Annotated in this window: 27 protein-coding genes; 6 read left to right on the plus strand and 21 right to left on the minus strand. The window is 42.9% G+C overall.

Annotated elements, in window-relative coordinates:
• Nucleotides 1–15: 15 nt before the first annotated feature.
• From tgt to ACRC53_RS01550, 10 genes are all read right to left on the minus strand, one after another.
• Nucleotides 16–1,143: a tRNA guanosine(34) transglycosylase Tgt gene (tgt, locus tag ACRC53_RS01505; RefSeq protein WP_438641816.1), complete on the minus strand. Its 1,128-nt coding sequence runs from the start codon at nucleotides 1,141–1,143 to the stop codon at nucleotides 16–18.
• Between the two features lie 148 nt (nucleotides 1,144–1,291).
• Nucleotides 1,292–2,338 carry a tRNA preQ1(34) S-adenosylmethionine ribosyltransferase-isomerase QueA gene (queA, locus tag ACRC53_RS01510; RefSeq protein ID WP_438641817.1) on the minus strand — a complete coding sequence of 349 codons (1,047 nt, stop codon included), beginning with the start codon at nucleotides 2,336–2,338 and terminating at the stop codon, nucleotides 1,292–1,294.
• Between the two features lie 155 nt (nucleotides 2,339–2,493).
• Entirely contained in the window at nucleotides 2,494–3,375 is an 882-nt protein-coding gene (locus ACRC53_RS01515; protein WP_438641818.1) for a hypothetical protein, read from the minus strand.
• Nucleotides 3,376–3,444: 69 nt separating this feature from the next.
• Complete coding sequence (locus ACRC53_RS01520; RefSeq protein ID WP_438641819.1) at nucleotides 3,445–3,891, minus strand: fimbrial protein; 447 nt, start codon at nucleotides 3,889–3,891, stop codon at nucleotides 3,445–3,447.
• Between the two features lie 143 nt (nucleotides 3,892–4,034).
• Nucleotides 4,035–4,772, minus strand: a complete 738-nt coding sequence (locus ACRC53_RS01525) for a fimbria/pilus periplasmic chaperone (protein ID WP_438641820.1) — start codon at nucleotides 4,770–4,772, stop codon at nucleotides 4,035–4,037.
• 59 nt (nucleotides 4,773–4,831) lie between these two features.
• A complete protein-coding gene (locus ACRC53_RS01530) occupies nucleotides 4,832–7,294 on the minus strand; it encodes a fimbria/pilus outer membrane usher protein (RefSeq protein ID WP_438641821.1) in 2,463 nt (820 codons plus the stop codon).
• 146 nt (nucleotides 7,295–7,440) lie between these two features.
• Nucleotides 7,441–7,953, minus strand: coding sequence for a fimbrial protein (locus ACRC53_RS01535; protein WP_438641822.1), 513 nt, complete (start codon nucleotides 7,951–7,953; stop codon nucleotides 7,441–7,443).
• A gap of 332 nt (nucleotides 7,954–8,285) precedes the next feature.
• Complete coding sequence (aceA, locus tag ACRC53_RS01540) at nucleotides 8,286–9,596, minus strand: isocitrate lyase (protein ID WP_438641823.1); 1,311 nt, start codon at nucleotides 9,594–9,596, stop codon at nucleotides 8,286–8,288.
• Nucleotides 9,597–9,670: 74 nt separating this feature from the next.
• Nucleotides 9,671–11,278, minus strand: a complete 1,608-nt coding sequence (gene aceB, locus ACRC53_RS01545; protein ID WP_438641824.1) for a malate synthase A — start codon at nucleotides 11,276–11,278, stop codon at nucleotides 9,671–9,673.
• Nucleotides 11,279–12,117: 839 nt separating this feature from the next.
• Nucleotides 12,118–13,026: a LysR substrate-binding domain-containing protein gene (locus ACRC53_RS01550; RefSeq protein WP_438641825.1), complete on the minus strand. Its 909-nt coding sequence runs from the start codon at nucleotides 13,024–13,026 to the stop codon at nucleotides 12,118–12,120.
• A 179-nt stretch (nucleotides 13,027–13,205) separates the two neighbouring features.
• Between ACRC53_RS01550 and ACRC53_RS01555 the strand changes: the two genes are divergently transcribed.
• Complete coding sequence (locus ACRC53_RS01555; RefSeq protein WP_438641826.1) at nucleotides 13,206–13,808, plus strand: peroxiredoxin C; 603 nt, start codon at nucleotides 13,206–13,208, stop codon at nucleotides 13,806–13,808.
• A gap of 103 nt (nucleotides 13,809–13,911) precedes the next feature.
• Here the strand turns inward: ACRC53_RS01555 and glsB are convergent, their stop codons facing one another.
• The 3 genes from glsB to trmB form a co-directional block, all read right to left on the minus strand.
• The gene (glsB, locus tag ACRC53_RS01560; protein ID WP_438642003.1) at nucleotides 13,912–14,838 is read right to left on the minus strand and encodes a glutaminase B; all 927 of its coding nucleotides are present in this window, start codon (nucleotides 14,836–14,838) and stop codon (nucleotides 13,912–13,914) included.
• A gap of 176 nt (nucleotides 14,839–15,014) precedes the next feature.
• Nucleotides 15,015–15,341 carry a YggL family protein gene (locus tag ACRC53_RS01565; RefSeq protein ID WP_438641827.1) on the minus strand — a complete coding sequence of 109 codons (327 nt, stop codon included), beginning with the start codon at nucleotides 15,339–15,341 and terminating at the stop codon, nucleotides 15,015–15,017.
• Complete coding sequence (gene trmB / locus ACRC53_RS01570) at nucleotides 15,341–16,057, minus strand: tRNA (guanosine(46)-N7)-methyltransferase TrmB (protein WP_438623624.1); 717 nt, start codon at nucleotides 16,055–16,057, stop codon at nucleotides 15,341–15,343. The genes ACRC53_RS01565 and trmB overlap by 1 nt, the downstream gene beginning before the upstream one ends.
• A gap of 178 nt (nucleotides 16,058–16,235) precedes the next feature.
• On the opposite strand from trmB, the gene mutY reads away from it, so the two are divergent.
• The 3 genes from mutY to mltC all read left to right on the plus strand — a co-directional run bounded on the left by mutY (nucleotide 16,236) and on the right by mltC (nucleotide 18,766).
• Complete coding sequence (gene mutY, locus ACRC53_RS01575; protein WP_438641828.1) at nucleotides 16,236–17,348, plus strand: A/G-specific adenine glycosylase; 1,113 nt, start codon at nucleotides 16,236–16,238, stop codon at nucleotides 17,346–17,348.
• A 4-nt stretch (nucleotides 17,349–17,352) separates the two neighbouring features.
• Nucleotides 17,353–17,625: an oxidative damage protection protein gene (locus ACRC53_RS01580; RefSeq protein ID WP_438623626.1), complete on the plus strand. Its 273-nt coding sequence runs from the start codon at nucleotides 17,353–17,355 to the stop codon at nucleotides 17,623–17,625.
• Between the two features lie 61 nt (nucleotides 17,626–17,686).
• Nucleotides 17,687–18,766, plus strand: a complete 1,080-nt coding sequence (mltC, locus tag ACRC53_RS01585) for a membrane-bound lytic murein transglycosylase MltC (protein ID WP_438641829.1) — start codon at nucleotides 17,687–17,689, stop codon at nucleotides 18,764–18,766.
• A gap of 135 nt (nucleotides 18,767–18,901) precedes the next feature.
• Here mltC and dagF read toward each other — a convergent pair whose 3' ends face one another.
• From dagF to ACRC53_RS01625, 8 genes are all read right to left on the minus strand, one after another.
• A complete protein-coding gene (gene dagF / locus ACRC53_RS01590; RefSeq protein ID WP_438641830.1) occupies nucleotides 18,902–19,642 on the minus strand; it encodes a 2-dehydro-3-deoxy-phosphogluconate aldolase in 741 nt (246 codons plus the stop codon).
• Between the two features lie 3 nt (nucleotides 19,643–19,645).
• Nucleotides 19,646–20,767: a DgaE family pyridoxal phosphate-dependent ammonia lyase gene (locus ACRC53_RS01595; RefSeq protein ID WP_438641831.1), complete on the minus strand. Its 1,122-nt coding sequence runs from the start codon at nucleotides 20,765–20,767 to the stop codon at nucleotides 19,646–19,648.
• The gene (locus ACRC53_RS01600) at nucleotides 20,751–21,896 is read right to left on the minus strand and encodes an amidohydrolase/deacetylase family metallohydrolase (RefSeq protein ID WP_438641832.1); all 1,146 of its coding nucleotides are present in this window, start codon (nucleotides 21,894–21,896) and stop codon (nucleotides 20,751–20,753) included. Before ACRC53_RS01600 ends, ACRC53_RS01595 begins: the two co-directional genes overlap by 17 nt.
• 81 nt (nucleotides 21,897–21,977) lie before the next feature.
• Nucleotides 21,978–22,625, minus strand: a complete 648-nt coding sequence (locus tag ACRC53_RS01605) for a DUF4310 family protein (RefSeq protein WP_438641833.1) — start codon at nucleotides 22,623–22,625, stop codon at nucleotides 21,978–21,980.
• A gap of 95 nt (nucleotides 22,626–22,720) precedes the next feature.
• Nucleotides 22,721–23,497, minus strand: coding sequence for a DUF4311 domain-containing protein (locus ACRC53_RS01610; protein WP_438641834.1), 777 nt, complete (start codon nucleotides 23,495–23,497; stop codon nucleotides 22,721–22,723).
• 30 nt (nucleotides 23,498–23,527) lie between these two features.
• Nucleotides 23,528–23,827 (minus strand): DUF4312 family protein, encoded by a 300-nt coding sequence (locus tag ACRC53_RS01615; RefSeq protein WP_438641835.1) that lies wholly within the window; start codon nucleotides 23,825–23,827, stop codon nucleotides 23,528–23,530.
• Nucleotides 23,828–24,202, minus strand: a complete 375-nt coding sequence (locus tag ACRC53_RS01620; protein WP_438641836.1) for a glycine-rich SFCGS family protein — start codon at nucleotides 24,200–24,202, stop codon at nucleotides 23,828–23,830.
• The gene (locus tag ACRC53_RS01625) at nucleotides 24,189–24,554 is read right to left on the minus strand and encodes a transcriptional regulator (protein WP_438642004.1); all 366 of its coding nucleotides are present in this window, start codon (nucleotides 24,552–24,554) and stop codon (nucleotides 24,189–24,191) included. The genes ACRC53_RS01620 and ACRC53_RS01625 overlap by 14 nt, the downstream gene beginning before the upstream one ends.
• Before the next feature lie 308 nt (nucleotides 24,555–24,862).
• On the opposite strand from ACRC53_RS01625, the gene ACRC53_RS01630 reads away from it, so the two are divergent.
• On the plus strand, nucleotides 24,863–26,305 hold the full coding sequence (locus ACRC53_RS01630) for a BglG family transcription antiterminator (protein WP_438641837.1): 1,443 nt from the start codon (nucleotides 24,863–24,865) through the stop codon (nucleotides 26,303–26,305).
• Nucleotides 26,305–26,775, plus strand: coding sequence for a PTS sugar transporter subunit IIA (locus ACRC53_RS01635; protein ID WP_438641838.1), 471 nt, complete (start codon nucleotides 26,305–26,307; stop codon nucleotides 26,773–26,775). Before ACRC53_RS01630 ends, ACRC53_RS01635 begins: the two co-directional genes overlap by 1 nt.
• The last annotated feature ends 133 nt before the right edge of the window (nucleotides 26,776–26,908 follow it).

The following is a 26,908-nucleotide window of genomic DNA, read 5'->3' on the forward strand; positions in this document are numbered from 1 at the left end:
ACACGTGTCTCAACGTTATTGCTGATTCAGTGGTGGAACAGGTTTTCCAATTCGGGTATAGAATGCTGTTACAAACTCAGCAAACGCCCCTTCTTCAATCGATTGGCGAATGCCAGCCATCAAACGCTGGTAATAACGCAGGTTATGGATGGTGTTTAAGCGAGCACCCAGAATTTCGTTACAACGATCTAAATGGTACAAGTAAGCACGCGTATAATTGCGACATGTGTAGCAATCACACTCAGCATCTAAGGGCGCTAAGTCGTCACGATACTTGGCATTACGAATTTTTACTACGCCATCAGTAACAAATAAATGGCCATTTCGCGCATTTCGTGTCGGCATCACACAGTCAAACATATCGATACCACGACGTACGCCTTCGACCAAGTCTTCAGGCTTACCTACACCCATTAGATAGCGGGGTTTATCTTGCGGTAATTGTGGGCAGGTATGCTCCAAAATGCGGTGCATATCCTCTTTAGGTTCACCGACAGCTAATCCACCGACAGCATAGCCGTCAAAACCAATTTCGGTGAGCCCTTTCACTGAAATATCACGCAGATCTTCATATACGCTACCTTGTACAATACCAAATAGGGCATTTTTATTCCCTAATTGATCAAAGTGTATACGGCAACGATCAGCCCAACGCAATGACATCTCCATTGAGCGTTTTGCATAGTCCCAATCTGCTGGATAAGGCGTGCATTCGTCAAAAATCATGACAATGTCAGAGCCTAAATCATACTGAATTTCCATTGATTTTTCAGGGCTTAGAAAGATTTTGTCACCATTCACAGGGCTACGAAAGTGTACGCCCTCTTCGGTGATCTTACGTATATCGCCTAAACTGAAAACTTGAAACCCCCCTGAGTCAGTCAGAATTGGGCCAGGCCATTTCATAAAGTCGTGCAGATCACCATGCTTACGCATAATATCTTGCCCAGGACGCAACCAAAGGTGAAAGGTATTACCAAGCAGGATTTGAGCACCTGTTTGTTCTACCTCTTCCGGAGTCATCCCTTTGACTGTGCCATAGGTCCCCACGGGCATAAATGCCGGGGTTTCAACAACGCCACGCTCAAAAACCAGTCGTCCACGGCGAGCATTGCCTTCAGTGCTAATCAGTTCGTACTTCACTTATCCTCCTGACATCAGAGAAACAGTCTGATGTTGTCTTGCTATTATTGCGACACGACAGTGTGGTGTCGTAATTATACCGATAATCTGCATTTAACACGTCAGTTATTATGCTAACTGACGATTCGTTGAGAATTGAATGACTTTTTTATGCTTGACGCGTGATAAACATCGCATCACCGTAGCTGAAAAAGCGATATTTATGCTCAACAGCCTGCTGATAGGCATACATCGTATGTTCATATCCGGCAAAGGCAGAAACCAGCATGATTAAGGTTGATTCTGGCAGATGAAAATTGGTAATCAACGCATCAACGACTTTAAATTTGATACCTGGATAGATAAAAATATCGGTATCTTGCTGGAATGGTGCAATGAGTCGATCATCTCCAGCAGCTTTTGCTGCACTTTCAAGTGATCGAACAGATGTTGTCCCAACGGCGATAACCCGATTACCACGGGCTTTACAGGCTAAAACCGCATCAACAACATCTTGTGAGACATCGGCATACTCTGAGTGCATGTGATGTTCTTCAAGCGTATCTACCCGCACCGGCTGAAAAGTGCCTGCGCCTACATGCAGGGTAACAAATGCCAGTTCAACATCTTTGGCTTTCAGTTTTTCAAGCATGGCATCATCAAAATGCAGCCCCGCAGTGGGCGCAGCCACAGCACCTGGGGTGGTGTTATACACTGTTTGATAACGCTCTTTATCGCTCTCTTCATCGGGGCGATCTATGTAAGGCGGCAGTGGCATATGGCCGATTGCATCGAGTATGCTAAATACGCTGCGCGGATCATCAAAACGGATCTCAAATAGTGCATCGTGCCGTGCCAGCATTGTTGCATGTACACTTTCATCATCCCCTAACAGCAACTCTGTGTTAGGTTTTGGGGATTTAGATGAGCGCACATGTGCCAAAATACGTTGGTTATCGAGCACACGTTCAACTAATACTTCAATTTTGCCACCTGAGGCTTTGCGACCAAACATACGGGCAGGGATCACGCGTGTATTATTAAATACGACCAGATCACCGGCTTGAATATGATTCAGTACGTCAGAGAACATACCGTGTGTTAATGCGCCTGTTGTACCATTAAGTGACAACAAACGGCTTGCTGTACGCTCAGGTTGCGGATACCGCGCAATCAGCTCTTCAGGCAGAGAAAATGAAAAATCAGCTACACGCATGACCAATACCGATAAATAAATAGGTAAGTAGTCTAGAGCTGCCTGCCCGTGTCTTCAAGTTGTTATCTGGGGTTTCTTCTGAAATTGCCACACTTTTAATGGCTATGTGATACGGTAACATGGCGACATTTCCGCAAAATATGCGCATGTTGATGCTACGGAATACGAACTGTGGCTTGCAGTATAATCTCAACAGGCCCTGGGTTTATCGCTGTAAAACGTAATTTATCAGCTGTGCTGGTGTTTGTTTCTGTGACAGTTGTTGGTAACGGTACTCCTGAGCTTGCGCCATTTTTGTGCAATGTTAAATTTGCTGCATTGTTTGCGCTGATAAGGGTATACGATATTTCTCGTGCAATATCTGTAAGACACTCACTTTTTTGCGTTAGTGTAGCATCAGTTAGCTCTCCGACTGTTAAGCTACCTAACTCAATCAGGCTTGAGAGATTACTGTACCAACAAGCGTTATCACGCTTTAACGACAGCCTTGCTTCTACAGGTATTCGAGTACCGGTAATATTATTATCTATTCGGTATGAAAACTGACCATCATACGCTGCTTGCCCTGCACCAATAACGTTACGTGTAAATACAGAAGGGCTTACCGTAATATCTTGCCCTCTATAGGTATAGGCAATATTGACTGTTTGTGTACTTTGATCGGGAACATCTACTGTACCACTGCGTGATGAACAGTGCTCATGTAAAACTGTTGTACTTACTCCGGTTAATGCCTTACATCCTGAATAAACAGTATATATTGATCTAGGTGAGCTTTGATTTGATGTTCCACTCCAATGGTGTGTACTTGGATTTGGCATAATGGCCAATGAAATAGTCACATTTGAATTGGTATCCATTGGATTATAAGAGCTGGTATCTAAGGTAATGGTATTTATTGCATACATTTGCTCAGGATCATCGTATTCATATATAGCGTGAATACCATTTTGTGAGGCTGTTTTTGTGACTGCATATGTTGGCGTAGTATAGATAATAAACAAACACAAAAAAAACGTGCATTTAATACCGTACATTAATATCACCGCTGGGTTATTTTATTGATATCTAAAGTGAATATTCAAGCTATGAAAGAGGTATTTGCTTTACTCATAGGCTATTTTAATTGTTGCTACTGCAGTAAATATTCCAGGCGTCACGGCTATACGCCCACTCTCTATTAATAAAGAGGTGAATGAAAATTGTGTGCCAGTAAACTCATCACTATTTAAATCAACCGCGATATTTAATGGTAATGCATGACTTGCATCAACATAGTGACCTTTATATAAAGCAATACCGAGCCCCTCACTCTCTTTTGTAGTGCTGAGTATATTTGCGTTACCAAACTCAGGGCTAATAACACCAGAAAAAGTAACCTTTGGTGTACCGGTATGATAAGCACACTCAACTGGAACCACGGTGATTACTTTATACAGACCATCACGAATACTTTCAGTATTAACGTTACCAAACTCTACATTAATATCACTATTGTTATTAATAATACAAGCTGGAGCAAATGCCACCCCGGTAATAGTATACGTCATCATGCTATTTACAGCCAAAGTTAGTGGGTGATACAATAGCGCGTTAATAAATATAAATGTGATAACTATTCTACATTTCACTTATCACCCCTCGACCCAATCAATACGTATCTTCTGTTGAGTTTTTTATTTATAGCAATGGAGTTTTACTTTTTATCTTGCACTTGGCACGTTTGTTTTTCACATGAAAAAGTCAATTCAACCTCACCACCATGATCATTAATGTATGATAGCGTCGGTGTTCCATTCAGTAATAGATGGCCAATTGGGTGCTCACTAAATGGTGAGATCATCACTGTTTTAAATACATTATTAACTGCTAATCGCTTATCTGAACGGGCATCAGTAAGGGTAATATAATAAGGTGTTGGATTAATGACTTTTGCGCCGACCTCTTCTTGTTTTAATACTATTTCATGTTGCCACGGTTTATCATTTCGCGATACAACAAGAGAAGCAGGACGATAAAAAAGTTTTATTTTTGTTTGCAATGCTATTTGTAAAACATTCTCTTTTTTTGTTTTAGGTGGGATCTCTCTGACATTAAGATAAAAAACGCTCTCTCTATCTTGAGGTAATAACGATAAACCTGGTAGTGCTTGAAACTTTATTTGGCTTTTGCTCTTTGCTTCAATCCTTTGCAGTGGGGGAAGCACAATGATACGATCTGTCGATTTATTCCCTTTCTCATCTTCGATCCAACTTTGAGCTAAGTAAGGCTGTTTCTCATTATTGTTTTGAAGTGTCATCCCCATTGTTGAATCTTTCCCGTTAAAAATAACTCTTGTGCGGTCAACGGATATTGTTGCATTGGTGGTAGGTGCAGTTAAAATAATAATTAAAGCCACACCCATATAAAGGTAATCTACACCACGTGGAGTCATTGTTATCATCTCATTATTAATAATAGGCTTGACATCATCGATATTTTATAAAATATGAGTTATTTACAAAGTAACAACAAAACTTGCTGATTATCCTTTTTAAAAGTATCAGGTAATTTTATTTGGCACTGTGGTTTTCCATTCCATGAAACCGAAAGGATTTGTGCTGGTTTTAATCCACTCAAGTAAGTCATACCATCATCACCAACAATACCAACTTGGTGTAATTCGCTGTTAGTCACCTCTGCACCAAGTGGCGGTGTACTGTGATCTCTTTTTTTAATGGTTGCCATTATTTTTTCACCGGATACAACTGGGAAAGTACGATAACCTATTGCCCCTTCAGTTAAGGAAGCGTGCACAACAGACTGTATAACTTCAACATCATCTGCTAATTTATTGATATTCACCGTATAACTGTTTCGATTAAAACTGTTAATATCATTGACTACAGCTTTACCAAATAGATTTGTATGAGTATCAGCCCCTAACGTATTAATGGGTATATTAGAAATGCGGTTTGTATCAATTAAAAGTCGAGTGCTTCCTATTTGGTTCATTCGATGCAGAGCACCTCCCTCTGTTGTTAATGTCACTCCTCCACGTAAATTCATACTCACTGCATTATAGTCACCTGCAGCTTGACTTGCGTTAATATTCAAATCAAACACACTACCTTGATAAATAAATGATCCTGATGATGTAATTTCCCCTCCATGACTTTTTACACCAGTACTCAAGTGATAACTACTGCGATCATTTATCTTATCGTAATAACCTATGCTCTGTATCCCACCTTGTGATATATCACTCGATAGTGTGATCGACCCATTATCTCTAAACGGAATAGACAAGGATAAGTACATACCATTATCATCAATATTATCTTCATACTCTGTCGTAAAGGCTGAGATATTTACACTTACATGGCGAAAATTCCCTAACTCCATCATTTTAGACGCAGTAATATTATAACGGCTGTCACTTTTTTGATTCCAATAGGTTGAGCGACTATATGAAATGTATGTACTCAAATCTATATCTTCAAACGTTTTACTTAATGAGAGGTTATACATCTCTTTGTTTTGTTTTTGTTGTATATCCTCACGATATTTAGCGTCTAAATAGTCAGACATACTCATAAAATCTTGGTCAGAAAATCGATAGCCTGCAAATGATATTTGACTATTATATTCATCAAACCGTTTAGCATAACTCAGCCGATAAGATAAACCGTGTAATTTCTTTTCCTCAGGCTGACTCCAAGAAGCACTCATATCTGCAGATATTGCACCAAATGCCAACAAATCACGCCCAAGACCTAATGAAGTTGCTTGGTAGTGTTCAGAGGCAATAATACCACCATAAAGTGACCAACCATTCGTGACTCCCCAAGAAAATTCACTGTTTGCAAAGGGCTCACCTTGTTGGTTATTTTCCCATTGAGATGTTTTTCCCATTGCCAATTTATACCTCACTTGTCCTGGCCGAGTTAAATATGGGATTTTCGCTGTATCTACTTGGAATTGTTGAATACTGCCATCTTGCTCTTCGACTCTAATATCAAGTGTACCTGATACTGCGCTATTTATATCTTGGATTCGAAATACACCAGGAGATACTTGCGTATCATAAATAACTCTTCCTTGTTGTGTAATAATGACTCTCGCATTTGTTTTTGCCACCCCCGAAATTTCAGGTGAATATCCACGTAAATGAGGTGCGACCATACTTTCATCAGACGCAAGACTTGCGCCAATAAAACGAAATGCATCAAACAAGGTCGAGTTAAGATAACTTTCACCCAAAGTAAGTTTTGATTTTATGCCTCGAAGAGCACGGTAAGCATAAATGCGACTCCAGTTCATACTATTATCAATATCAGTCGCGTGTGAATATGCTTGCCAATCTGCTCTAAACCGCCAAGGCCCTAAATTAAAACCGGCAGTTCCATTTCCATTAACGCTTTCACTGTTATCTTCTCTTCTTTTGTGAAGAGCTTGTGCAGTAATATTATAGTCAAGTAATATACCGGGTATACCATCATCCCAACGTGCGGTGGGTTCCCATACTGCAGAGGAATACTCAAGCTCACCATAGGGAATAGCGATATTCAATGTTGCACTGGCTAAATCAACATTCACATTTAACCCTGGTAGGCTTGCCAGATTTAAACAAAGGCTATGAGTATCCCATTGAATATCGCTCATCGCTTTTTGTGTTAAGCCAAATTTATTCACCATATTAGATGTAATACAAGGTAACGCAGAATGCTTAGTATTCTCATCTTGCTTAAAGTTAACACTAAAATAACCCACTTCTTGTTTATTCACATTTAATGTTAAAATATAATCCCCTGCAACAATATCACCAGAGTGAGAAAAGCGACTCAGGTCAATATTTTTTTGTTCTTCTTTACTTAGAACATTTGAATTAAATTCAACTTCCTCTGCACACACAACCTTCAATAAAACCATCGGTACAAGTAAAATAATTGCGCGACTTTTTTTTATAATAATCATATTAACCTTTAACACTTCAGTTAATAGCTTGCTATAAATGATGTAAAATTAATCGATAAATTGTGCGAACATTCAAAAGAAATAGATCATCTTATAAGCAGTAAGAACGATACCGAGCTCTTACTGCTTACCTTCTGCACTAATTGTCATGAATAAGTAATAATAAAGGTAGCAGTAGCACTAATTAAACCGGGAGTCACATTAACCTGATCTTTTAAGTATTGTGCTTTAAATAAAAGCTCATTACTCCCCGTGACTAATGCTGTACTCTGCGATAATGTGCCTAAATCAATTTGATTCCCCACATTATCACTAATTTTAATTGCACCACCGGCTGTATCACCATTTGCAAGCCACGCTGGGGTTGTGCTTGCAGTTCCATTAAATGTAACCGCTGCATTTTTTAATGTAGTAACATCACAGGCTGTTAATTTAATAGAGAATGGTACTTCATTTGAGACACCCGCGTTAACATCCTCTGCATTATATGTTCCCATTGGAACAGTCAGTGTTTGGCTGACAGGATCAACAGAGCACGGCGCTGCAACAACGGTTCCTGTAAACGTAATTGTGCCTAATCCACCTGCAGCCATTGTTGTAAATGAAGAAACAGATAGCGTTGTTGTAACGATCAAAGAAGCTAATGATAGCTTATGCATATTAGTACCTTACCTTTTAAAAGGTGATTTTTAAAATTGTATTTGCACTGCTGAGATTGCGGAAAAAAAAGATACCAAGCAAAAAAACACAAAGCTAATGAAAAGATATATCCAAACCATGAAAAAAAATGAAAAACACAATTTCAAACGAAATAAAAAAGGATTAGCAATAATAATCAACACGTTAATTTCAACACGGAATATAGCGTTTAAAATAAAAGGCGGACATCGTTTCCGATGCCCGCCTTTTATTTTATTAACTCGCAAGTATTAATGCTGTATTAAGTAAAATTACAACTTAATATTTAACAGCGAGGATAACGGAAATCACATTAAAACTGATCTTCTTCTGTTGACCCTGTTAACGCTGTTACCGATGATGCACCGCCCTGAATCACATTCGTGACTTTATCAAAATAACCGGTACCAACTTCTTGCTGATGCGCGACAAAGGTATAACCTTTCTCTGCGGCAGCAAATTCAGGTTGTTGTACTTTTTCAACGTAATGTTTCATTCCCTCACCCTGTGCATAAGAGTGAGCCAATTCAAACATGTTGAACCACATGCTATGAATACCGGCTAAGGTAATAAATTGGTATTTATAGCCCATGTCTGACAATGCCTGTTGGAAGCGAGCAATCGTCGCGTCATCAAGGTTTTTCTTCCAATTAAAAGAAGGGGAACAGTTATAGGCAAGTAACTTACCAGGGAATTTGGCATGAACCGCCTCTGCAAATTGACGAGCTTGCTCAAGATCGGGTTTAGAGGTTTCACACCACACCATATCAGCGTACGGACAGTAAGCCAGAGCACGGCTAATAGCCTGATCAATACCGGCACGTGTGCGGTAAAAACCTTCACTGGTCCGCTCGCCGGTCACAAAATCAGCATCGTACGGATCACAATCTGATGTCAGCAAATCAGCAGCATCGGCATCAGTACGCGCAACCAGCACGGTCGGCACACCGCATGTATCTGCAGCTAAACGCGCGGCCACCAGCTTTTGTATTGCTTCTTGCGTTGGGACTAGCACTTTTCCGCCCATATGCCCGCATTTTTTGACTGACGCTAACTGGTCTTCAAAATGCACCGCACCCGCACCCGCCTCAATCATTGATTTCATCAATTCAAACGCATTGAGTACCCCGCCAAATCCGGCTTCAGCATCGGCAACTACTGGCAGAAAATAGTCAATAAAACCTTCATCTTGTGGCCCGATACCATTGGCCCACTGAATTTGATCAGCACGTAAAAAAGCATTGTTAATTTTCTCAACCACCGCCGGCACTGAGTTGGCTGGATAGAGTGATTGATCAGGATACATAGATGATGCCAAGTTAGCGTCGGCTGCCACCTGCCAACCCGACAGATAGACCGCTTCGATACCCGCTTTTGCCTGTTGCACCGCTTGTCCGCCAGTCAGTGCGCCAAGGCTGTTTACATAACCTTTTTTGGCTTCACCGTTAATCAGACGCCACAGTTTATCTGCACCGCGCTGTGCCAGTGAGTGTTCAGGCACAAAAGAGCCACGCAGACGCACAACTTCAGCCGCAGTATAAGGACGACGCACTCCCTGCCAACGAGGATTCTCTTTCCACTCTTTCTCTAACGCAGCAATTTGTTGTTCACGTGTCATGCCCATCGTAAAACTCCCTCTTCTTTCGCCTTTATCGGAACGGTTATTGCCTCATTGATGTATGGGCAATACTGCGGTGTTTAATCAAGATAACGGTAGCCCGACAGGGTCAGGAAATTAACCAGATCATCAGAAACTGTAATCTGCTCCATTAATCCAGCCGCTTCACTAAAACGGCCGGCATCATACGTTTCAGTGCCCAACTCATCGCGCAGTGTGGCCAGCTCTTCACGCAACATGTCACTGAACAGCGCATTGGTCACCAACTTGCCATTATTCAACCGCTTTTGGTGGCGGATCCACTGCCAGATAGAGGTTCGAGAAATTTCAGCGGTAGCGGCATCTTCCATCAGGCCATAAATCGGTACACAACCGTTGCCTGATATCCACGCTTCAATGTATTGCACGGCCACACGAATGTTCGCACGCATGCCCTCTTCGGTACGCTCACCGTCACACGGCCTCAGCAGTGTCTCGGCGGTAATCGGTTCATCATGCTCTCGGCGCACATCAAGCTGATTGGGTTTACCATCGAGTACGCGATCAAATACCGCCATTGCAACATCAGCCAACCCTGGGTGGGCAACCCATGTACCATCATGGCCATTACTGGCCTCAAGCTCTTTATCCGCACGCACTTTATTAAGTACCCACTCATTACGCGCGGGATCTTTACTGGGAATAAATGCCGCCATTCCCCCCATGGCAAACGCACCGCGGCGGTGACATGTCCGCACCAGCAGGCGTGAATATGCACTTAAAAAAGGCTGATTCATGGTGACAACTTGACGATCTGGCAGCACTCTCTCTGGGTGATTTTTCAGTGTTTTGATATAGCTGAAAATGTAATCCCAACGGCCACAATTTAGCCCAACAATATGATCTTTAAGGTGATATAAAATCTCATCCATCTGAAACACCGCCGGCAGTGTTTCTATCAATACCGTGGCTTTAATCGTACCGAGCGGCAATCCGTAACGAGTTTCAGTAAAGCTAAAAACCTCACTCCACCATGCCGCTTCTTTATAAGACTGCATTTTAGGAAGATAGAAATAAGGGCCACTGCCTTTGGCCAGCAAACGCTGATAGTTGTGATGAAAATACAGAGCAAAATCAAACAAGTTACCGGGGATAGGTGCATGCTGATACTGAATGTGTTTCTCTTGCAGGTGAAAACCGCGCACACGGCAAATCAGCACCGCATGTTTGGCATTTAGACGATAATTTTTACCGTTCTCGCCGCGGTGTTCGATTGTACCGACAACAGCATCGCGCAGGTTAAGTTGCCCCTGCATCACCTTTTCCCATGACGGGGCTAACGAATCTTCAAAATCAGCCATGAACACCTTTACGTTGGCATTCAACGCATTGATGATCATTTTGCGCTCTACCGGGCCGGTAATCTCAACTCGCCTATCTTGCAGATCAGCCGGTACACCGCGAATTTGCCATTCACTTTCACGGATGTTTTGCGTATTTGGCAAAAAATCAGGCAAACCACCTGCATCAATATCAGCCTGCCAAATTTCGCGTTCAGCCAACAACGGGGAGACTTGCGGTGCAAACTGAACCACTAACTGCGCTAAAAATTCAACGGCATCAGGGGTTAAAATCGACGCGTATTCGCGGGTAAGAGGTTCAGTACATGTCAGTATTGGGTGCGTTAAGGTCTCTGAATATCCGTTCATGCCCTGCTCCTTTCATTCGATTAACGCGATGCTTTTTAAATGTAATGAATATAATGTTAATACGGCTCATTAATAGCCACGCATGGGATTAACACTGCGATATGAAAATGGCTAATCACATACTGCCTATCAAGGTGAACCTTTATTTACGTGAATTGTTATCAGTACATTTCACTATTTCACGATTTGCTGGTGTATATCAAAATATACCGCAGAGAGTATTAGCTATTTTGATACTTTTTTACTGTCTATCGGTATTTTGCCTCTGTTTTTAACGTTGTAATTTTATAACTTACCTATGCAATGGTTTTTTCTCTTGTTTATACTGCGGTGTATCGTGATTTTATCGTTATACTCTGCCAATCAACATGCCATTATCTACCGTTGATATGAACAATTGACAACAAAAAATAAACATTCCACGGCAAGATACAGTGCAAAAAGAGTGAAAAAAGGTTTCAGTATTAGCCGTTAAAATAATAAAAAATACAGACTAAGAATTAAAATATCAGCTAAAAATCACTCTATCACATACGTTTTTCATATTTTGTTGCTAAACAATGAAAGCTGCGTAGTAATTTAATGACATATCCCGTTTAAGTCCGGTAATTATCACTACATCGTATCAAACATGGTAATAGAAAGGGTTAGCGATCAGAGAAAAAAGATCCAATAAAACGAGGAGTTATAAAAAAATAATAGCAAAACGATAAGCAGTAATAGGTTCAGGATATAAAAAATATCTCACATCATTGAATTATTTCTATATCAAGGGCAGCATAATCTGGACCTATCAATGCAGCATAATAAAAAGGTTAATAGCGAAATTTCCCATATATTCATTCGGTTATCAGATTTGACACCACTTCACCTAATTTAGTGAATGTTTTAATTCGGCTAGAACTTGGCCGCCAAACTAAACCTATATCACGATAAGCAGGGCTTTGCGGTGGGTCAATAACCACTAAATCTAACCCCTGTATCAGCCCCTGCTTTAATGCCATATGTGGTACAAATGTTGTACCCAACCCATTAGCCACCATTTGTACTAATGTATGTAAACTTGTAGCAGTAAAAGGATTTATTTTACTGCTATAGGCCAAATGGCAAGCACTCAGAGCATGTTCTGTGAGACAGTGCTCCCGCTCTAACAGATATACTGAGTTATCTGGCAGTTGATTAAAATCAAGTGGCATGACCAGTTTCTTAGCCAGTGTAGCAGGCAAGACCATTTTAAAGTGATCACGCCCAATAATTTTACTGTGCAACCCATGAATATCTACCGGCAATGCCAGCAGCAGTACATCAAGCTGCCCACTTTTTAATGCATCAATGAGCATACGGGTAGTGTCTTCACGTAAAACTAACTCAAGGCGCGGGTACTGCGCTTGTACTTGCTTGACCAGATCACACAATAAAAAAGGGGCAATAGTCGGAATACAGCCTACCCGCAATTGACCTTCCATTTCAGCAGTTTGGCTGGCAGCAAAATCGGTTAAATCAAGACTGCGAGCCAGCAGTTCACGTGCACGAATTACCACCTCTTCACCACTGGGAGTAAAAATAAAGGCTTTGTGATCACGCTCGATTAGTGTACAACCCAGACGCTCTTCAAGGTTTTGAATCCCACTGCTTAACGTAGACTGGCTGACATAACAGGCACGGGCTGCACGGTTAAAGTTCCGAACATCATGTAAAGTCACTAAATAGTGCAGTTGTTTTAATGAGGGCCAGTTATTTGTCATCATTGTCTATGATTATCTCTTATGAGAGGTGCGGGATTAATCGATTTATTTAGATAATCGAAAAAATCGATTACAACAATCGTTTTTTTTCGCTTTCCTCAATGTAACACCTTCCATAAACTAAATCGCGTTGTCTGAGAATATTCTCATCACCTCTTAAATCAAATACACGGGAGTTGCTAATGGTTCTGGTAGCACATCAAGCCCCTGACTTTACTGCTTCAGCAGTACTGGGTAACGGTGAAATCGTTAATAATTTCAATCTAAAGCAGTACATTGCCGGTAAAACTGCAGTGATCTTCTTTTACCCACTCGATTTTACTTTCGTTTGTCCTTCTGAACTGATTGCTTTTGATCACCGTATCGAAGAGTTTAAGAAGCGTGGTACTGAGGTGATCGGTATTTCTATCGACTCTGAGTTTACCCACAACGCATGGCGTAAGACACCTGTAGACAAGGGCGGTATCGGCGAAGTTCGTTATCCTCTGGTTGCTGATGTTAAGCACGAAATCTGCCGCGCATACGGTGTTGAGCTGGAAGCTGCTGGCGTTGCGCTGCGCGGTTCTTTCCTGATCGATACCCACGGTGTTGTTCGTCACCAAGTGGTGAACGATCTGCCACTGGGCCGTAACATTGATGAAATGTTGCGTATGGTTGATGCGCTGCAATTCCACGAAGAGCACGGCGATGTGTGCCCTGCACAGTGGGAAAAAGGCAAAAAAGCAATGCAAGCTTCTCCGGACGGCGTAGCACGCTTCCTGTCTGAGAACTCTGCTGATCTGTAATTGGCAGCTGAATAAAAATTGCTTTTATCGTGGCAGACAATTTTTTTGTCTGCCCTTTTTTTGCCTGTTACTTTTCTGAAGAAGTATCAAAAAACAAAATGTGTTAAAAGATCGAACGCCCCAAGCGTTGAGATAGCAGTTCAAGTGCTGCAATACCGGCCAGAGAGTTACCACTAGGGTCAAGCTCAGGTGACCAAACGGTGATGCTCATTTCGCCCGGAATAATGGCAACAATGCCCCCGCCAACACCCGATTTCCCAGGCATTCCGACACGGTAAGCAAACTCTCCCGCGCCATCATACAGACCACAGGTTGCCAGCAGTGCATTAATCTGGCGGGTCTGTTTTCCTGAGATAACAGGCTCCAGCGTACACAGTGATTGCCCCTGATTGGCAAGATAGGAGAAGGTTTTTGCCAGCTCAACACAGCTCATCTGTAGCGCACAATAATGAAAATAGGTTTGCAGCACTTCGATGACATCATTATTAAAGTTGTCGAAAGATTTCATCAGGTAGGCAATGGCTGCGTTGCGAGCTGAGTGCTCAAACTCTGATTTGGCCACGACACTGTCGTAACCAATATCGGGCTGGCAGGCCAGTTGGCGCACCAGATCTAGCATGCGCTGTTTTGGGGCACTCAAACGGCTTTGCAGCAGATCACAAACAATCAGCGCGCCGGCATTGATAAATGGGTTACGCGGTTTGCCCTTTTCTAACTCAATTTGTACCAGCGAGTTAAATGGCTGACCGGAGGGCTCTTTGCCTACGCGTGACCAGATTTCAGCTTCAGAATAACGGGTCAGCGCCAGTGTTAACGCCAGCACTTTTGAGATGGATTGAATAGAGAATCGCTCTTGTGCGTCACCGGCTTGATACACTGTGCCATCAGACAGGCACACCGCAATACCCAGTCTCTCTGCCGGAACGCTGGCCAAAGCCGGAATGTAGTCGGCCACCTTTCCTTGCCCGATCAGCGGGCGTACCTGCGTTAAAATATCATCCAACAGTGCGTTACTCAGTATCACTCGAATTCCCCTGTCTTAATGGCGGTTGTTGCAGGGCGCAAGAATAGCATATTGCAGGGAAAGAGGCGGTAACTGTGCCACCCTATCCCATATATTCAATTTTTGTGCGAAAAAAGGATAAAAAAACGGATACCCTGCGGTATCCGTTGTTGCTGTAAGCTGTTATGACAAACGTAGGGGGATTAATCCCACCAAACATCCAGCAGGTCACTGACGTCGATATCGTTCAGACCTTGCTTTTCGGCCCAGCTTTTTACCAGCTGACGATGCGCTTCGGTACATTTACCGATTTTTTGCAGCACGATCAGGCCTTCCCAGTTCAGGTAGCCGCTGCCATCATAAGAGAGACCATTTGGTTCAATGACTTCTGCAATAAAAGCGTCGAGTGCGGCATCAATCTGTTCTGCGCTAGTGCCTTCCGGAAACTGCCAACTTGCGGTAAAGCCCAGTTCTTGGAACTCATCCACATGCAGTTTTTTGCGCAGACGTGCGCTACGATGTTTAGACATTACTCTGTCCTCTCGAACATTAGATCCCAGACTCCATGCCCCAAACGGTGCCCGCGCCGCTCAAATTTGGTCAGCGGACGCTGCTCTGGTCGTGGCATAAAATCCCCAGTAGTGGATAGATTACGATATCCTGGCGCAGCTTGCATGATTTCCAGCATATGTTCTGCGTAATTTTCCCAATCGGTGGCCATATGGAACACGCCACCTATGGCCAATTTCACTCGCAGTTGCTCGGCAAACGGCAGTTGAACGATACGGCGCTTATGGTGACGCGCTTTGTGCCATGGGTCAGGGAAAAACAGTTGCATGCCGCTGAGACTTGCATCTGGGATCATTTTTTCCAGCACTTCGATAGCATCGTGGCACATGACCCGCAGATTAGTCACGCCCATTTCATGGGCCAGTGACAAGCATGCACCTACGCCAGGGGTGTGCACTTCTATCCCAAAAAAGTTCTTCTCTGGTGCGTTTTTTGCCATTTCAACCAGTGAAGCGCCCATTCCAAAGCCGATCTCTAACACCACCGGTGCATCACGACCAAAGAGAGCTGTAAAATCAAGGGGTTGTTCTTGGAAATCAACACCCATTTCAGACCAATAGCTTTCTAATGCCAGCTCTTGCCCTTTTGTTAAACGACCCTGACGACGTACAAAACTGCGAATTTTACGCAGATAACGACCTTCATCATCAAATTCTGGAATGGTGACCTCACCCATGGCTTTATCCTGCTGAATAGAGTTTTAATCAATATTTATGAAAGGCGCATTATGCAAAGATGGCTCAACTTAGCAAGTAAAGCCGCAGTAGAATGTTGATTCCCTGCATCATGATCGGGTTTACAGCGCGCTGCGGGTATGCTGCAATCGCCGCCTTGACTGTTAAACTGAGCCTGTTATGCCGATCCCTGTTCTTGATGCTACTGCATTTTCACAAGCCGTTTTGGCGTGGTATCACGCTTTTGGGCGTAAAACTTTACCCTGGCAGCAACATAAAACACCTTATAAAGTGTGGCTGTCTGAGGTCATGCTACAGCAGACTCAGGTTGCCACGGTTATCCCTTATTTTGAACGTTTTATGCAGCAATTTCCAACCGTGACTGATTTGGCGGCAGCGCCGATTGATCATGTGCTGCATTTATGGACTGGTTTAGGCTATTACGCCCGTGCGCGCAATCTACATAAGGCAGCACAAAAGATTGCGGCTGAGTATCAGGGCATCTTTCCTACCGAGTATGAGCAGGTTGTCGGGTTGCCCGGTATTGGCCGTTCAACGGCCGGCGCGGTGTTATCACTTTCGCTCAATCAGCACTACCCCATTTTAGACGGTAATGTGAAACGGGTGTTGGCACGCTGCTATGCAGTTGAGGGCTGGCCGGGACAAAAGGCGGTTGAAAATCAATTATGGGCGCTGAGTGAACAGGTCACGCCGCAGCAGGATGTAGCATCATTTAATCAGGCTATGATGGATTTAGGCGCGCTGGTGTGCACCCGCTCAAAACCCAAGTGCAGCCTCTGCCCACTGGCCAAGGGGTGTGTTGCGTATGCGCAAGAGAGCTGGGCTGCTTATCCAGGGAAAAAACCCAAACAGACGTTACCGGAAAAAGAGGGATATCTGTTGCTGCTAGTCGATCGTATAAGCATGGAGCAGACCAGTGAGCCCTCGATTGCCACCGAACAGGCGCAAGTCTGGCTTGAGCAGCGCCCGCCCAGCGGCTTATGGGGCGGCTTGTTCTGTTTTCCGCAATTTTCTACCCGTGATGACGCCCAACAGTGGCTGGCGCAGCGCGGATTACGGGTACAACGCCAGTTAGGTGCATTTCGCCATACGTTCAGCCATTTTCATCTAGATATCATTCCGCTGCTGGTTTTTGCTGACCAAACACAGGTGTGCATGGATGCAGGGCCGGGTCTCTGGTATAAATTAGCGCAACCACAGACGGTCGGGTTAGCCGCACCGGTCGAACGTTTACTGCGCCAGTTACCTGACGCACTATCTGACGAGGAGTAACACCATGAGCCGGACTATTTTTTGTGCTCGTTTACAGCAAGATGCCGAAGGGTTGGCTTTTCAGCTCTATCCCGGTGAGCTAGGTAAACGCATTTATGACTCTATTTCGAAAGCGGCATGGGCTGAATGGCAAAGTAAACAAACCATGCTAATCAATGAAAAAAAACTGAGCATGATGAATGTTGAGCATCGCCAGTTCCTTGAGCAGGAGATGGTGAAATTCCTGTTTGAAGGGCAGGATGTTCAGATTGATGGTTACACTCCACCGAGTGAATAATAATAAAACCACAGATGAACCAACAACTTGCGGTGTTGGTTCTCTTGGAACTGCTTGAACTATGAAGAAAAAACTTGCACTTTGTCTAATTATTCCGCTACTGGCCTCATGTGCCAGTAAACCCAAAGAGAACCCCGATCTTTACGTTAAAGATACCAATGGTTTTGATATTTTTATGGGGCAGTTTGCGGTCAATATTGAAGATCTTTGGGGCCTTAATGAGATGTTAGTGGCCACCCGTAAAGATTATGTGAAATATACCGATCATTACCAAACCCGTAGCCATATTGATTTTGAAAATGGCTCGGTCATTGTTGAAACAATTTCGACCCGTAATCCGCAAGATAAACTAAAAAATGCACTGGTTCATACATTATTGATGGGAGAAGACCCAACCGGTATTGATCTCTTCTCTGACAGTGATGTGCCTATTAGCAAACATCCGTTTTTAGCTGGACAAGTGCTCGATGATGAGAGAAAGTCCATTACAACCCCTTGGCGGGCAGAACGCTTTGCCGATGTGCTATTACGTACACAGCTAAAAAGCCGGGTTATTGGTAATCAAACCGTGTGGTACTTAGCCGTGCCGATGATTGCAAACCATTTGAATTATCGAGCAAAAAAATATATCCATATCGTACGAAAAGCCTCTAAGAATTATAATGTGGATGAGAGCCTGATTCTGGCTATTATGCAAATTGAATCAAGTTTTAACCCGTATGCTGTCAGTTCGGCAAATGCACTAGGGCTGATGCAGGTAGTACAAACAACGGCTGGTCGGGATGTTTATCGGTTGGTGAAAAATCAAGATGGCGCGCCAAGCCGCGATTATCTGTTTGATCCAGAAAAAAATATTGATACTGGTACAGCCTATCTACACATTTTACAAACGAATTATTTAAGCCAAATCAGTAACCCTGTATCTCGCCGCTATGCGATGATCTCAGCCTATAACGGTGGTGCAGGTGCAGTGTTGCGAGTGTTTTCGCAAGATAAACAAAAAGCGGTAGATATTATCAATCGTCTTAATCCTGATGAAGTTTACAATATTTTGACAACCAAACACCCATCAGCACAGGCACGAAATTATCTGTATAAAGTGAACACGGCACAAAAAGGGTATCGTGGGCGTATTGTGTAACGATAGTTACATGCTATCGCACATAACCTGCAAACAAAAAGCCCTGCTATTTTTTAGCAGGGCTTTTTGTTGTGCAGAAAACCATTTTTCGTACGCAATAACCCGCTAATGGCCTACTCAGTACACTGAATGGGATTAACCGACAAGCCGCTGAGTCATTTGCAATAAAGTAACAACATCCTGCGGGCGGGTCTGCCCGCTGGCCTTATCAATGATAGAGCTGTAAATATGTGGGATGATTTTTTCAACGCCGGCATCAAGTGCTATCTGTACAATCTCTTCAAAATTATCCAGATCAATCCCACCAGTTGGCTCAAGTGCAAACTGATTGCGCGCGCAAGCCTCTGCTACACACTGGTACTCGTCACGGTGCGTCAAACCGCCCATCGGGAAATATTTAATCGAGCTGCCCCCCATATCCTGCAACATGGCAATGGCGGTATCAACGGGAACGACGGCGGGGGTAAATTCACAACTGCGTGGGCCAGTTGAGATATTTACCCAACCCATTTTACCCGTTGGTGAAACCAAACCGTTCACGACGGTTTGTGACTGACGCAGCAGTGCACGGCTAGTTGCCACCCCCGTAAACACTTGATTAACGTGCTGCGGCTGTAAAATGCCGGCCAGCTCTGACACCATTGCTGATTGCTTTGGATCACCAGCGCCTAAACCAATGGAGAGTGCATTGTTGATCAATCCGGCATAGTCACGCATATCGGCTACCGCACTATCAATATCGGCATAATTTTTCGAGAGTACGCCGACTAACACGTGCCCTTGCGCGGCCTGATAGACCTCTTGGGCATTTTGCTTTGATCCGGCCAGTACATTTAGGCATACACGGTTACGGTAAAAATTAGGGGTGAGTTGCATGCTTTATGCTCCTTGTACTGACAAGAGGATCTGCTGAATAACAGCAAAAATTTGCGCAAGTTCAGATTGCTGTACGCTGCGCACATCCATTTCAATTTTGTTTTCGTTCATGCGGTACGCACGGCAGTAAATGGCTGGGGTGTGTTGCTGCATGCGGCTGACAATGTCAGGCGTGCTAATACCTGTGAGTGCAGGATCAAAGCCAATCTCGGTACGGGCGATATCACGCCCTGCGCTATCCCATACCGGTTTGGCGTTCACGCCCGTCAGGGTGTTAAGCTGGGTGATAAAATCAGCCATTTTTTCCAGCATCTGCTGTCCGCTCTCTTTTTCGCGCTGCAAATACTCTTCAATGGCTAAAGTCAGGCCCAGAACGCCCTCTTTTCCCACTTTCATGGCTCTGCCGATACCGGCTGACTGCTGTTTAACCCAGTTGATATACTGTTTCTTTCCCAACACTAAACCGCTTGTCGGGCCTTCAATGGCTTTTGCTCCACTGTAAATGACCAGATCTGCCCCTAACTGATAGTACAGTTGCAAATCTTCTTCTGCGGCGGCATCAACAATCAGTGGAAGATTATGCTGACTAGCGACACTGACAGCCTGCTCTACCGACAGAATACTTTTTTGCACACAGTGGTGTGATTTGATGTACACAATCGCGGCGGTATTCGGCGTAATGGCAGCAGCAAGCTGCTCTGCCGAACACTCATTGGCATAACCGGCTTCAACAATTCGCCCGCCCCCCAACGTGATCATAGTGCCTACCGGCGCGCCAAAATTGACGTTATGCCCTTTTGGTAGCACGATATCACTTGGCACAGGGTGGCTGTGCGCATGCAGATTCTCCAACCGGTAGCGATCACCACGCACAATCATCGCGGCAACTGATTGTGCTAATCCGGCCGAGGCACACGAGACCACAACGGCATCTTCTACCTTCAGCATATCCGCAATGTAAGCACCGGTTTTATCCACCAAATCTTTAATCTCAAAATAGTGGTTTAAACCAAAATCAACACGCTGGGCAACTGTGGCTGAGGGGGTTGAAACACCGAGTGCGGTCATTCTGCCGGAAGCATTGATGACCGGTTTAACGTTATATTGGTTATAAACAGAAGACATCGTGTGCTTCTCCTTCTTCGGTTATAAATATTTCACCTGCGCGAACAGCCGCGACCGGGGCAATGCGTAATGCACCACGTTTCTGCTGTTGTTCTGCATCGACAAAAAATGAGGGCTGTTCGAGCAGTTCAAACAGGGTTAAATCAGCATCAAACCCAATTTCTAATGCCCCTTTCTGGTCAAAATGCAGTACATCTGCTGCATGCTGAGTCACACAGGCAATCACCTGTGGCAGGGTAAGCCCAATGGCTAAGAATTTTGATAGGATATGAGCCAGCCCAAATACCGGCCCCTGAATACGGTTACGGCAGTAAATATCAGAACTAATGGTATGGGGAAGTATGCCTTGTTTGATGGCTTGCTCGGCAACGGCAAAACTGAAACTAGCACTGCCATGCCCGACATCAAGGTGCACGCCGCGCTCCAGTGCTTGCTGTACAGAGGGTTTCAACTGCCCCTGCGTATTTAGAATACGGTTTGGTTTTCCGTTGTAGCAGTGGGTAATAATATCGCCTTTATCTAGCAAGTCAGCGATATCATCCAGCGTAGGCGGGTTATTGCCGACATGCACCATCAGCGGTAAATGCGGGTGTTGCCGTTGGATTTTTTTTGCCCTGAGCAACGGAGTAATGCCGTTATGCTCAACCACACTACTGCTCATACGTGCTTTTAATCCCACAATAAAATCAGGGTGTTGAGTGATGGCTGAATGCGCGGCTTGTTCATTGATATCATCGAGTTGGGCCAGCTCATTTTGCCGCAGCAAGCCAATACGAGAGACATTCAGTAAGGCTTTAACCTCGGTTTTGGCTTGCCGAGTCAGACGGTAAAAGTCATCAATATCATCTGCGCCAGCACTACCAGCATCAACAACGGTGGTGACACCGCAGGCAATGCCCACTTTATCGGGCTCGTCATTATAAATCGGGGAGTGTGGATAACAGTGAACATGCAGATCTATCCAGCCGGCGCTCACGTAAACTTGGCCTTGCAGATCATGCTCAACCTGTGCACTGGCCGTTGATGGCACAGTACCGACAAGGGCAATTTTTCCTGCTTGAACGGCAATATCCAGTAATTGCCCGTCAACCGTGCGGCCACGGCGAAGAATTAAATCATAGCTATTCACAATGCTCACCTTTCCCTTGTGCGCTGTTTATCTGCTAAAAACAGCGCCTGATATTAATAACAGCCGGTTAAATTATGCCTACTACAGTGATACAGGAAAGAAAGCACCGAGTAACATTGCACCTAAAATAGCGCCACCGGTAATAGGTTTATTCCAGACATAAAAGCCCAGTGCACCTAATAATGAGCCGATACCAATTGGAATTGAGGCGGTCATGGCTGACAGAATAATCAAAGGGCCAAGAAAACGGCCTGAAGAGTTACCCGCCCCCATCATGACATCTGCACCATAAGTTGAGTTACTTTGATTGATGGTAAATTTACGGGTAGTGGTAATAATAAACCCGACGGCAACACCTAATGCAAAACCGGTTATTAATGACGCGATAAAATTTTCAACTGGAAAAACAATACCGGCACCCAACAATAGTGCAGGAACACCTAAACCAATACCGGTTTGAATAGCACCACCAATATCCAAAATACCAACTAGCGAGCCTTCAATAATACGTGCGAAAAGAAAACTAGCACCAAATGCGGCAACGGCACCATAAACACCGGTATCCATACCTGCACGCAGCATAGAAACAAATGCGACTTCGTTAAATGCGCCCATACCGTAGACATAATACATATGTGTTCCGGCAAAAACGCCTGATGATAATAATCCAACAAAAATAGGGAATGACCAATCTGCGTACCAGAAATTATTTTTTATACTCTCATCCATAATCGTTTCCTGCTTAATTACCGCGTTCGTTTGGAGTGATCAGAGCTAATTCAATACAAGAACTTGCTTATTTACTTTCTTATTTATTTGTTTATTTACTTTCCACTAATATTTATGTGCAATTGCTCAAGCCACATTGGAATATCAAGCTGGAAAGAGCTGAGTAGTTGCATATCAAATCCGCGGAAGAAAGCACTTAAGGCAAACAGAATAATCACAGCAATCAACATGCTTTTTGTGATTTTATTCCAGCCGACCTCTTCAACACCTTTACCGATTAAAATACCTAACACCAACCCTGGCACGGCATTACCCATAATCAGTTGCGCTAAACCACCAAAAATAGTGGCCCAAAAACCAGAACGTTTTCCAGCTTCAATCGCAGCTAACCAAAAAATAACGGGCATTACAGTATTAACCAGTAAATTAGCCGCCGGCACTAATACTTTAACCGCTGTCACTTGTAATGCTTCTGGTACGGCTGATGCTGTTGAATTTAAAAAGGCCACAACAATTGCACCAATAATACCGCAGGCAATCGCCATTTTTTTCGGATCATGTAATGTCGTTGCTATATTACGATCTTTAATTAACAGCGCAGAGACACCCCAATGCGGAATAATACGGTGGTCAACATCTTGGGTAAAAGCACCGGCAGCTACAGTAGAGGCCCACGCATTAAAGAAAAAACCCAAACCAAAAGAGAAGTGCGATGCAGGATCGCCTTCACACGAATTTAATTCACCTAAGGTTCTAAATGCCCCCATACCTTGCACAGTGGGAGCATGGAACATTCGTGCAGCACCAGCCCCTAATCCTACCCCGACCAGGCCACCAATAATGAGCGATTTAATTAATATAGCTAAAAACATCGTACTCCCCTTATTAAAGAGACGTGCAGATCATTTTACGTTAGTAAATGTTATTTTTTCCGGATCAATAATAGAAACATTTACCTTAACATCTAATGTCACTGAAAACTCATCTTTACGGCGTGATAAAAAGAAAAACAAAAATTTATCAGTAATCGTACGATAAGTTGCATTGATAATAGTGACATCAACAGGCTCAATTCGTAAAAGAACCTGCGATGACCCCTTTAGCATTTTATTTTGAACCTGACTCAGTGCAGCGGCAAATGCACTCTGTTTTGTATTTCCTTTGCCACTGACTGTCACTGTTGAGGTAAATTGTTCTTTCATTTAAACAATACCGTGTTTTTTAACAAAAGCGTCTACCAGTTTTTGGCCTAGCTCTTCTTTATCCATAAAACCAAAACCCAATACCGTACACCCTTCATTAATCGCAGTCACGCCTTCTTCAATTGAACGCATACCATAACGTGATTTATAACCATATTTTGTTTGTGCAGTAATAGCACCCGCGCCACCACTGCCACAAAATGAAATACCCAAATCAGCTTGTTCACGGTGCATCGTATCACCCAGCTTCATATCGGCAGCCATACCTGGAATAACAACCACTTGTGCACCAGCTGTTTCTGCACCTGCACCCACTTTTTGCCCTTTACCTAAACGATCACCAATCACAACTTTAATCATTTTATACGCCCTCATTCACTGTGCTTAATTCATTTTCTTTTGCAACTTCAAAATGAACCGAAAGGAGATGTGCTTCTTCAAAGGCTAAATTATCAAATAGCGCGACCACCTCTTTTGCCCGTGCTAATGAAAATTCCGAAATTTCATCAAATAGCGAGAGATCAATATCAGGAAGTGGCTCACCCGTTTTAGATCTACGCACCATCGCTTTAATATGTGATGCGAGCATTTGTTTTTGCACATCATCTTGATAAATACCGTGCTTATTCAGCATATTGCCAATTTGCAATAGCGTTAATTGTGTTTGAGTCTCAATCTCTTCTATTAGCGCAGTATCATCAGAAGTAGCAATACACTCACCTGTCATCAGCAAAATGTAATGTCCTTATCTTTAGGGTTATCAATAGACTTACATTAACGTATATCGATAAAGGGGTATATTTCCTCTTTTTCCAGTTAGAACTGGAAATTACGCCATTGAGATTGACCTAACTCACAGTTTTTTGCCTATATGCTTTAAAATCTAAGAGAAACAAATAAATTCTATTACTATCTTCAAATATTAAGACGAATGCGTTATGCCATGTGCTAAGAGGTGACATAAGATAATGTCATTACCTGCCACCAAGATCACATGTTGCACCACCACACTGCAGTGAATCACGAGATAACAAGATGCCTTATTTTTCACACCAACGATTAAATGACCTCTTTGAACATTTGCAAGAAAGAACGCTATCTCAAGAGGTATTATCAGAGCTTCTTGATGTCTCAACAAGAACAGTACGCAGTGACATTAATACGCTCAATGATATACTTATTAGTCAAGGTGCAGAGTTTATTCACCTGAGAGGGAAAGGTTATCAACTTCATATTACTCATGCAGATAAATATCAGCACTTCTTAACCCAAGGTTCACGTATAAATTCAATACCAAGAACCGCACCTGAGAGAGTAAAGAGTCTTTTAATCTTATTTCTTATCAGCCAAGATTATATAAAACTGAATGAGATTGCTGACAATTGGTTTATTAGTCGCGGTACATTACAAAATGACTTATTAGAAATCCGATCTGTTATTGAAAAATATCATCTCACAATAGAGAGCAAGGCAAAACATGGTATGTCACTCTTTGGTAAAGAAGAGTCAATACGCGCTTGTTTAGCTAATGTACTTTTTTCAGAGTGTGAGCACTCAATATTTAAAAATGAGTTCATTCAACAACACCTTGCTCACTTACCTATTTTACAACTATTTAATTCTGTTAATCGACTGTGCCATCATCATCAAATAAAAACAGGTATTGAAGGAGAAAAATATATCTCTATTTATTGTCTAGCTGCAATTATCCGCTATACATCTGGTTATGTTTTACAACAAAAACCCATTACACCTTCTCATCGTTTACACTCACCGATATACCTTGCAGCACAAGATATTGCGCGTGAATCAGGGTTAAATACCCTTGCGGAAATTGATTATCTTTGCATTCAAATTGCCTCTCGTTGCAAAGAGCACAACAATATAAACTTAGCGTCAGAATATAATGAGCACTTACAACTTGTCAGCCATTTACTAAACTATATTAATCAATATTATAATTATGACCTGCGCCATGATACACAACTTGAACATGATTTAATTGTTCATACCACCAGTATGATCACCCGTTTACAACACCATATTGATATTCAAAACCCACTGCGTGATCATATAAAACAATACTACCCACTCGCGTATGACATCACCTTATCTGCACTTTCAGCATGGGAGAAACAGACTACATACCGTATTAGTGAAGATGAAATTGGGTATATCGTCATTCATATTGGTGTTGGGCTTGTTCGGCACTATAATATAGGATATGAGCACTACCCTACCGCACTGCTTGTGTGTGATTCAGGTAAATCAACCACTCGCATGCTACAAACAATTATTAAGCGTAAATATCCAGAGTTAATAATTAAACGTCTTGAGTCAGTCAATGACTATCAATGTTTATCTTATATTGAAGAAGATTTTGTTATTAGTGTCGTGCCATTACCTGCAAAAGATAAACCTATTGTACAACTCACACCTTCCCAAGTGATTATCAACTCGAAGAGATTGGTTATTTAATGCAAAAAGATCGTATTAAACCGTATGTGCTCGAGCGTTTTTTTCACGAACAGCACTTTTGTGTTCTACAGCAAGAGATCACAAAAGATCAGCTATTTGTACAGTTATGTAAACAGCTTGAAAGCGAAGGCTATATAAACGCGGACTTCTACCCTTCATTAGTAGAACGAGAGAATATTCTCTCAACTATGTTAGGCGAAGGCATTGCACTGCCTCACTCACTTGGATTACTTGCGAATAAAACCACTGTGTTTACTGTGTTATCTCCACAGGGGATCGAATGGGGAAAAGGTGAAAAAGCTCATATTATTTTCTTACTGGCTATTAATAAATCAGAATACGAAGAAACCATGGCTCTATATGAACTGTTTGTCACCTTAATGAACGATAAAAAGACTAAAACGTTGCTAACAGCCCACAGTTTCACCCAATTTAAACTCATCGCACAGAGTAATTTGTATCAAAAATAACCAAACACTGACTAAGCATACTATTTTTCACTAAATAACATAAAAAAAAGATGACAGCAGTAACGAATACAGTTATAGTTCTGCCCGCTGTTTCGAGATGAAGTTCTCGTTGTTGTTCGTAGTACATTACTTT

It is taken from the genome of Plesiomonas sp. (genome assembly GCF_051652165.1).
In the GTDB taxonomy this organism is placed as follows: Bacteria; Pseudomonadota; Gammaproteobacteria; order Enterobacterales; family CAMTGL01; genus Plesiomonas.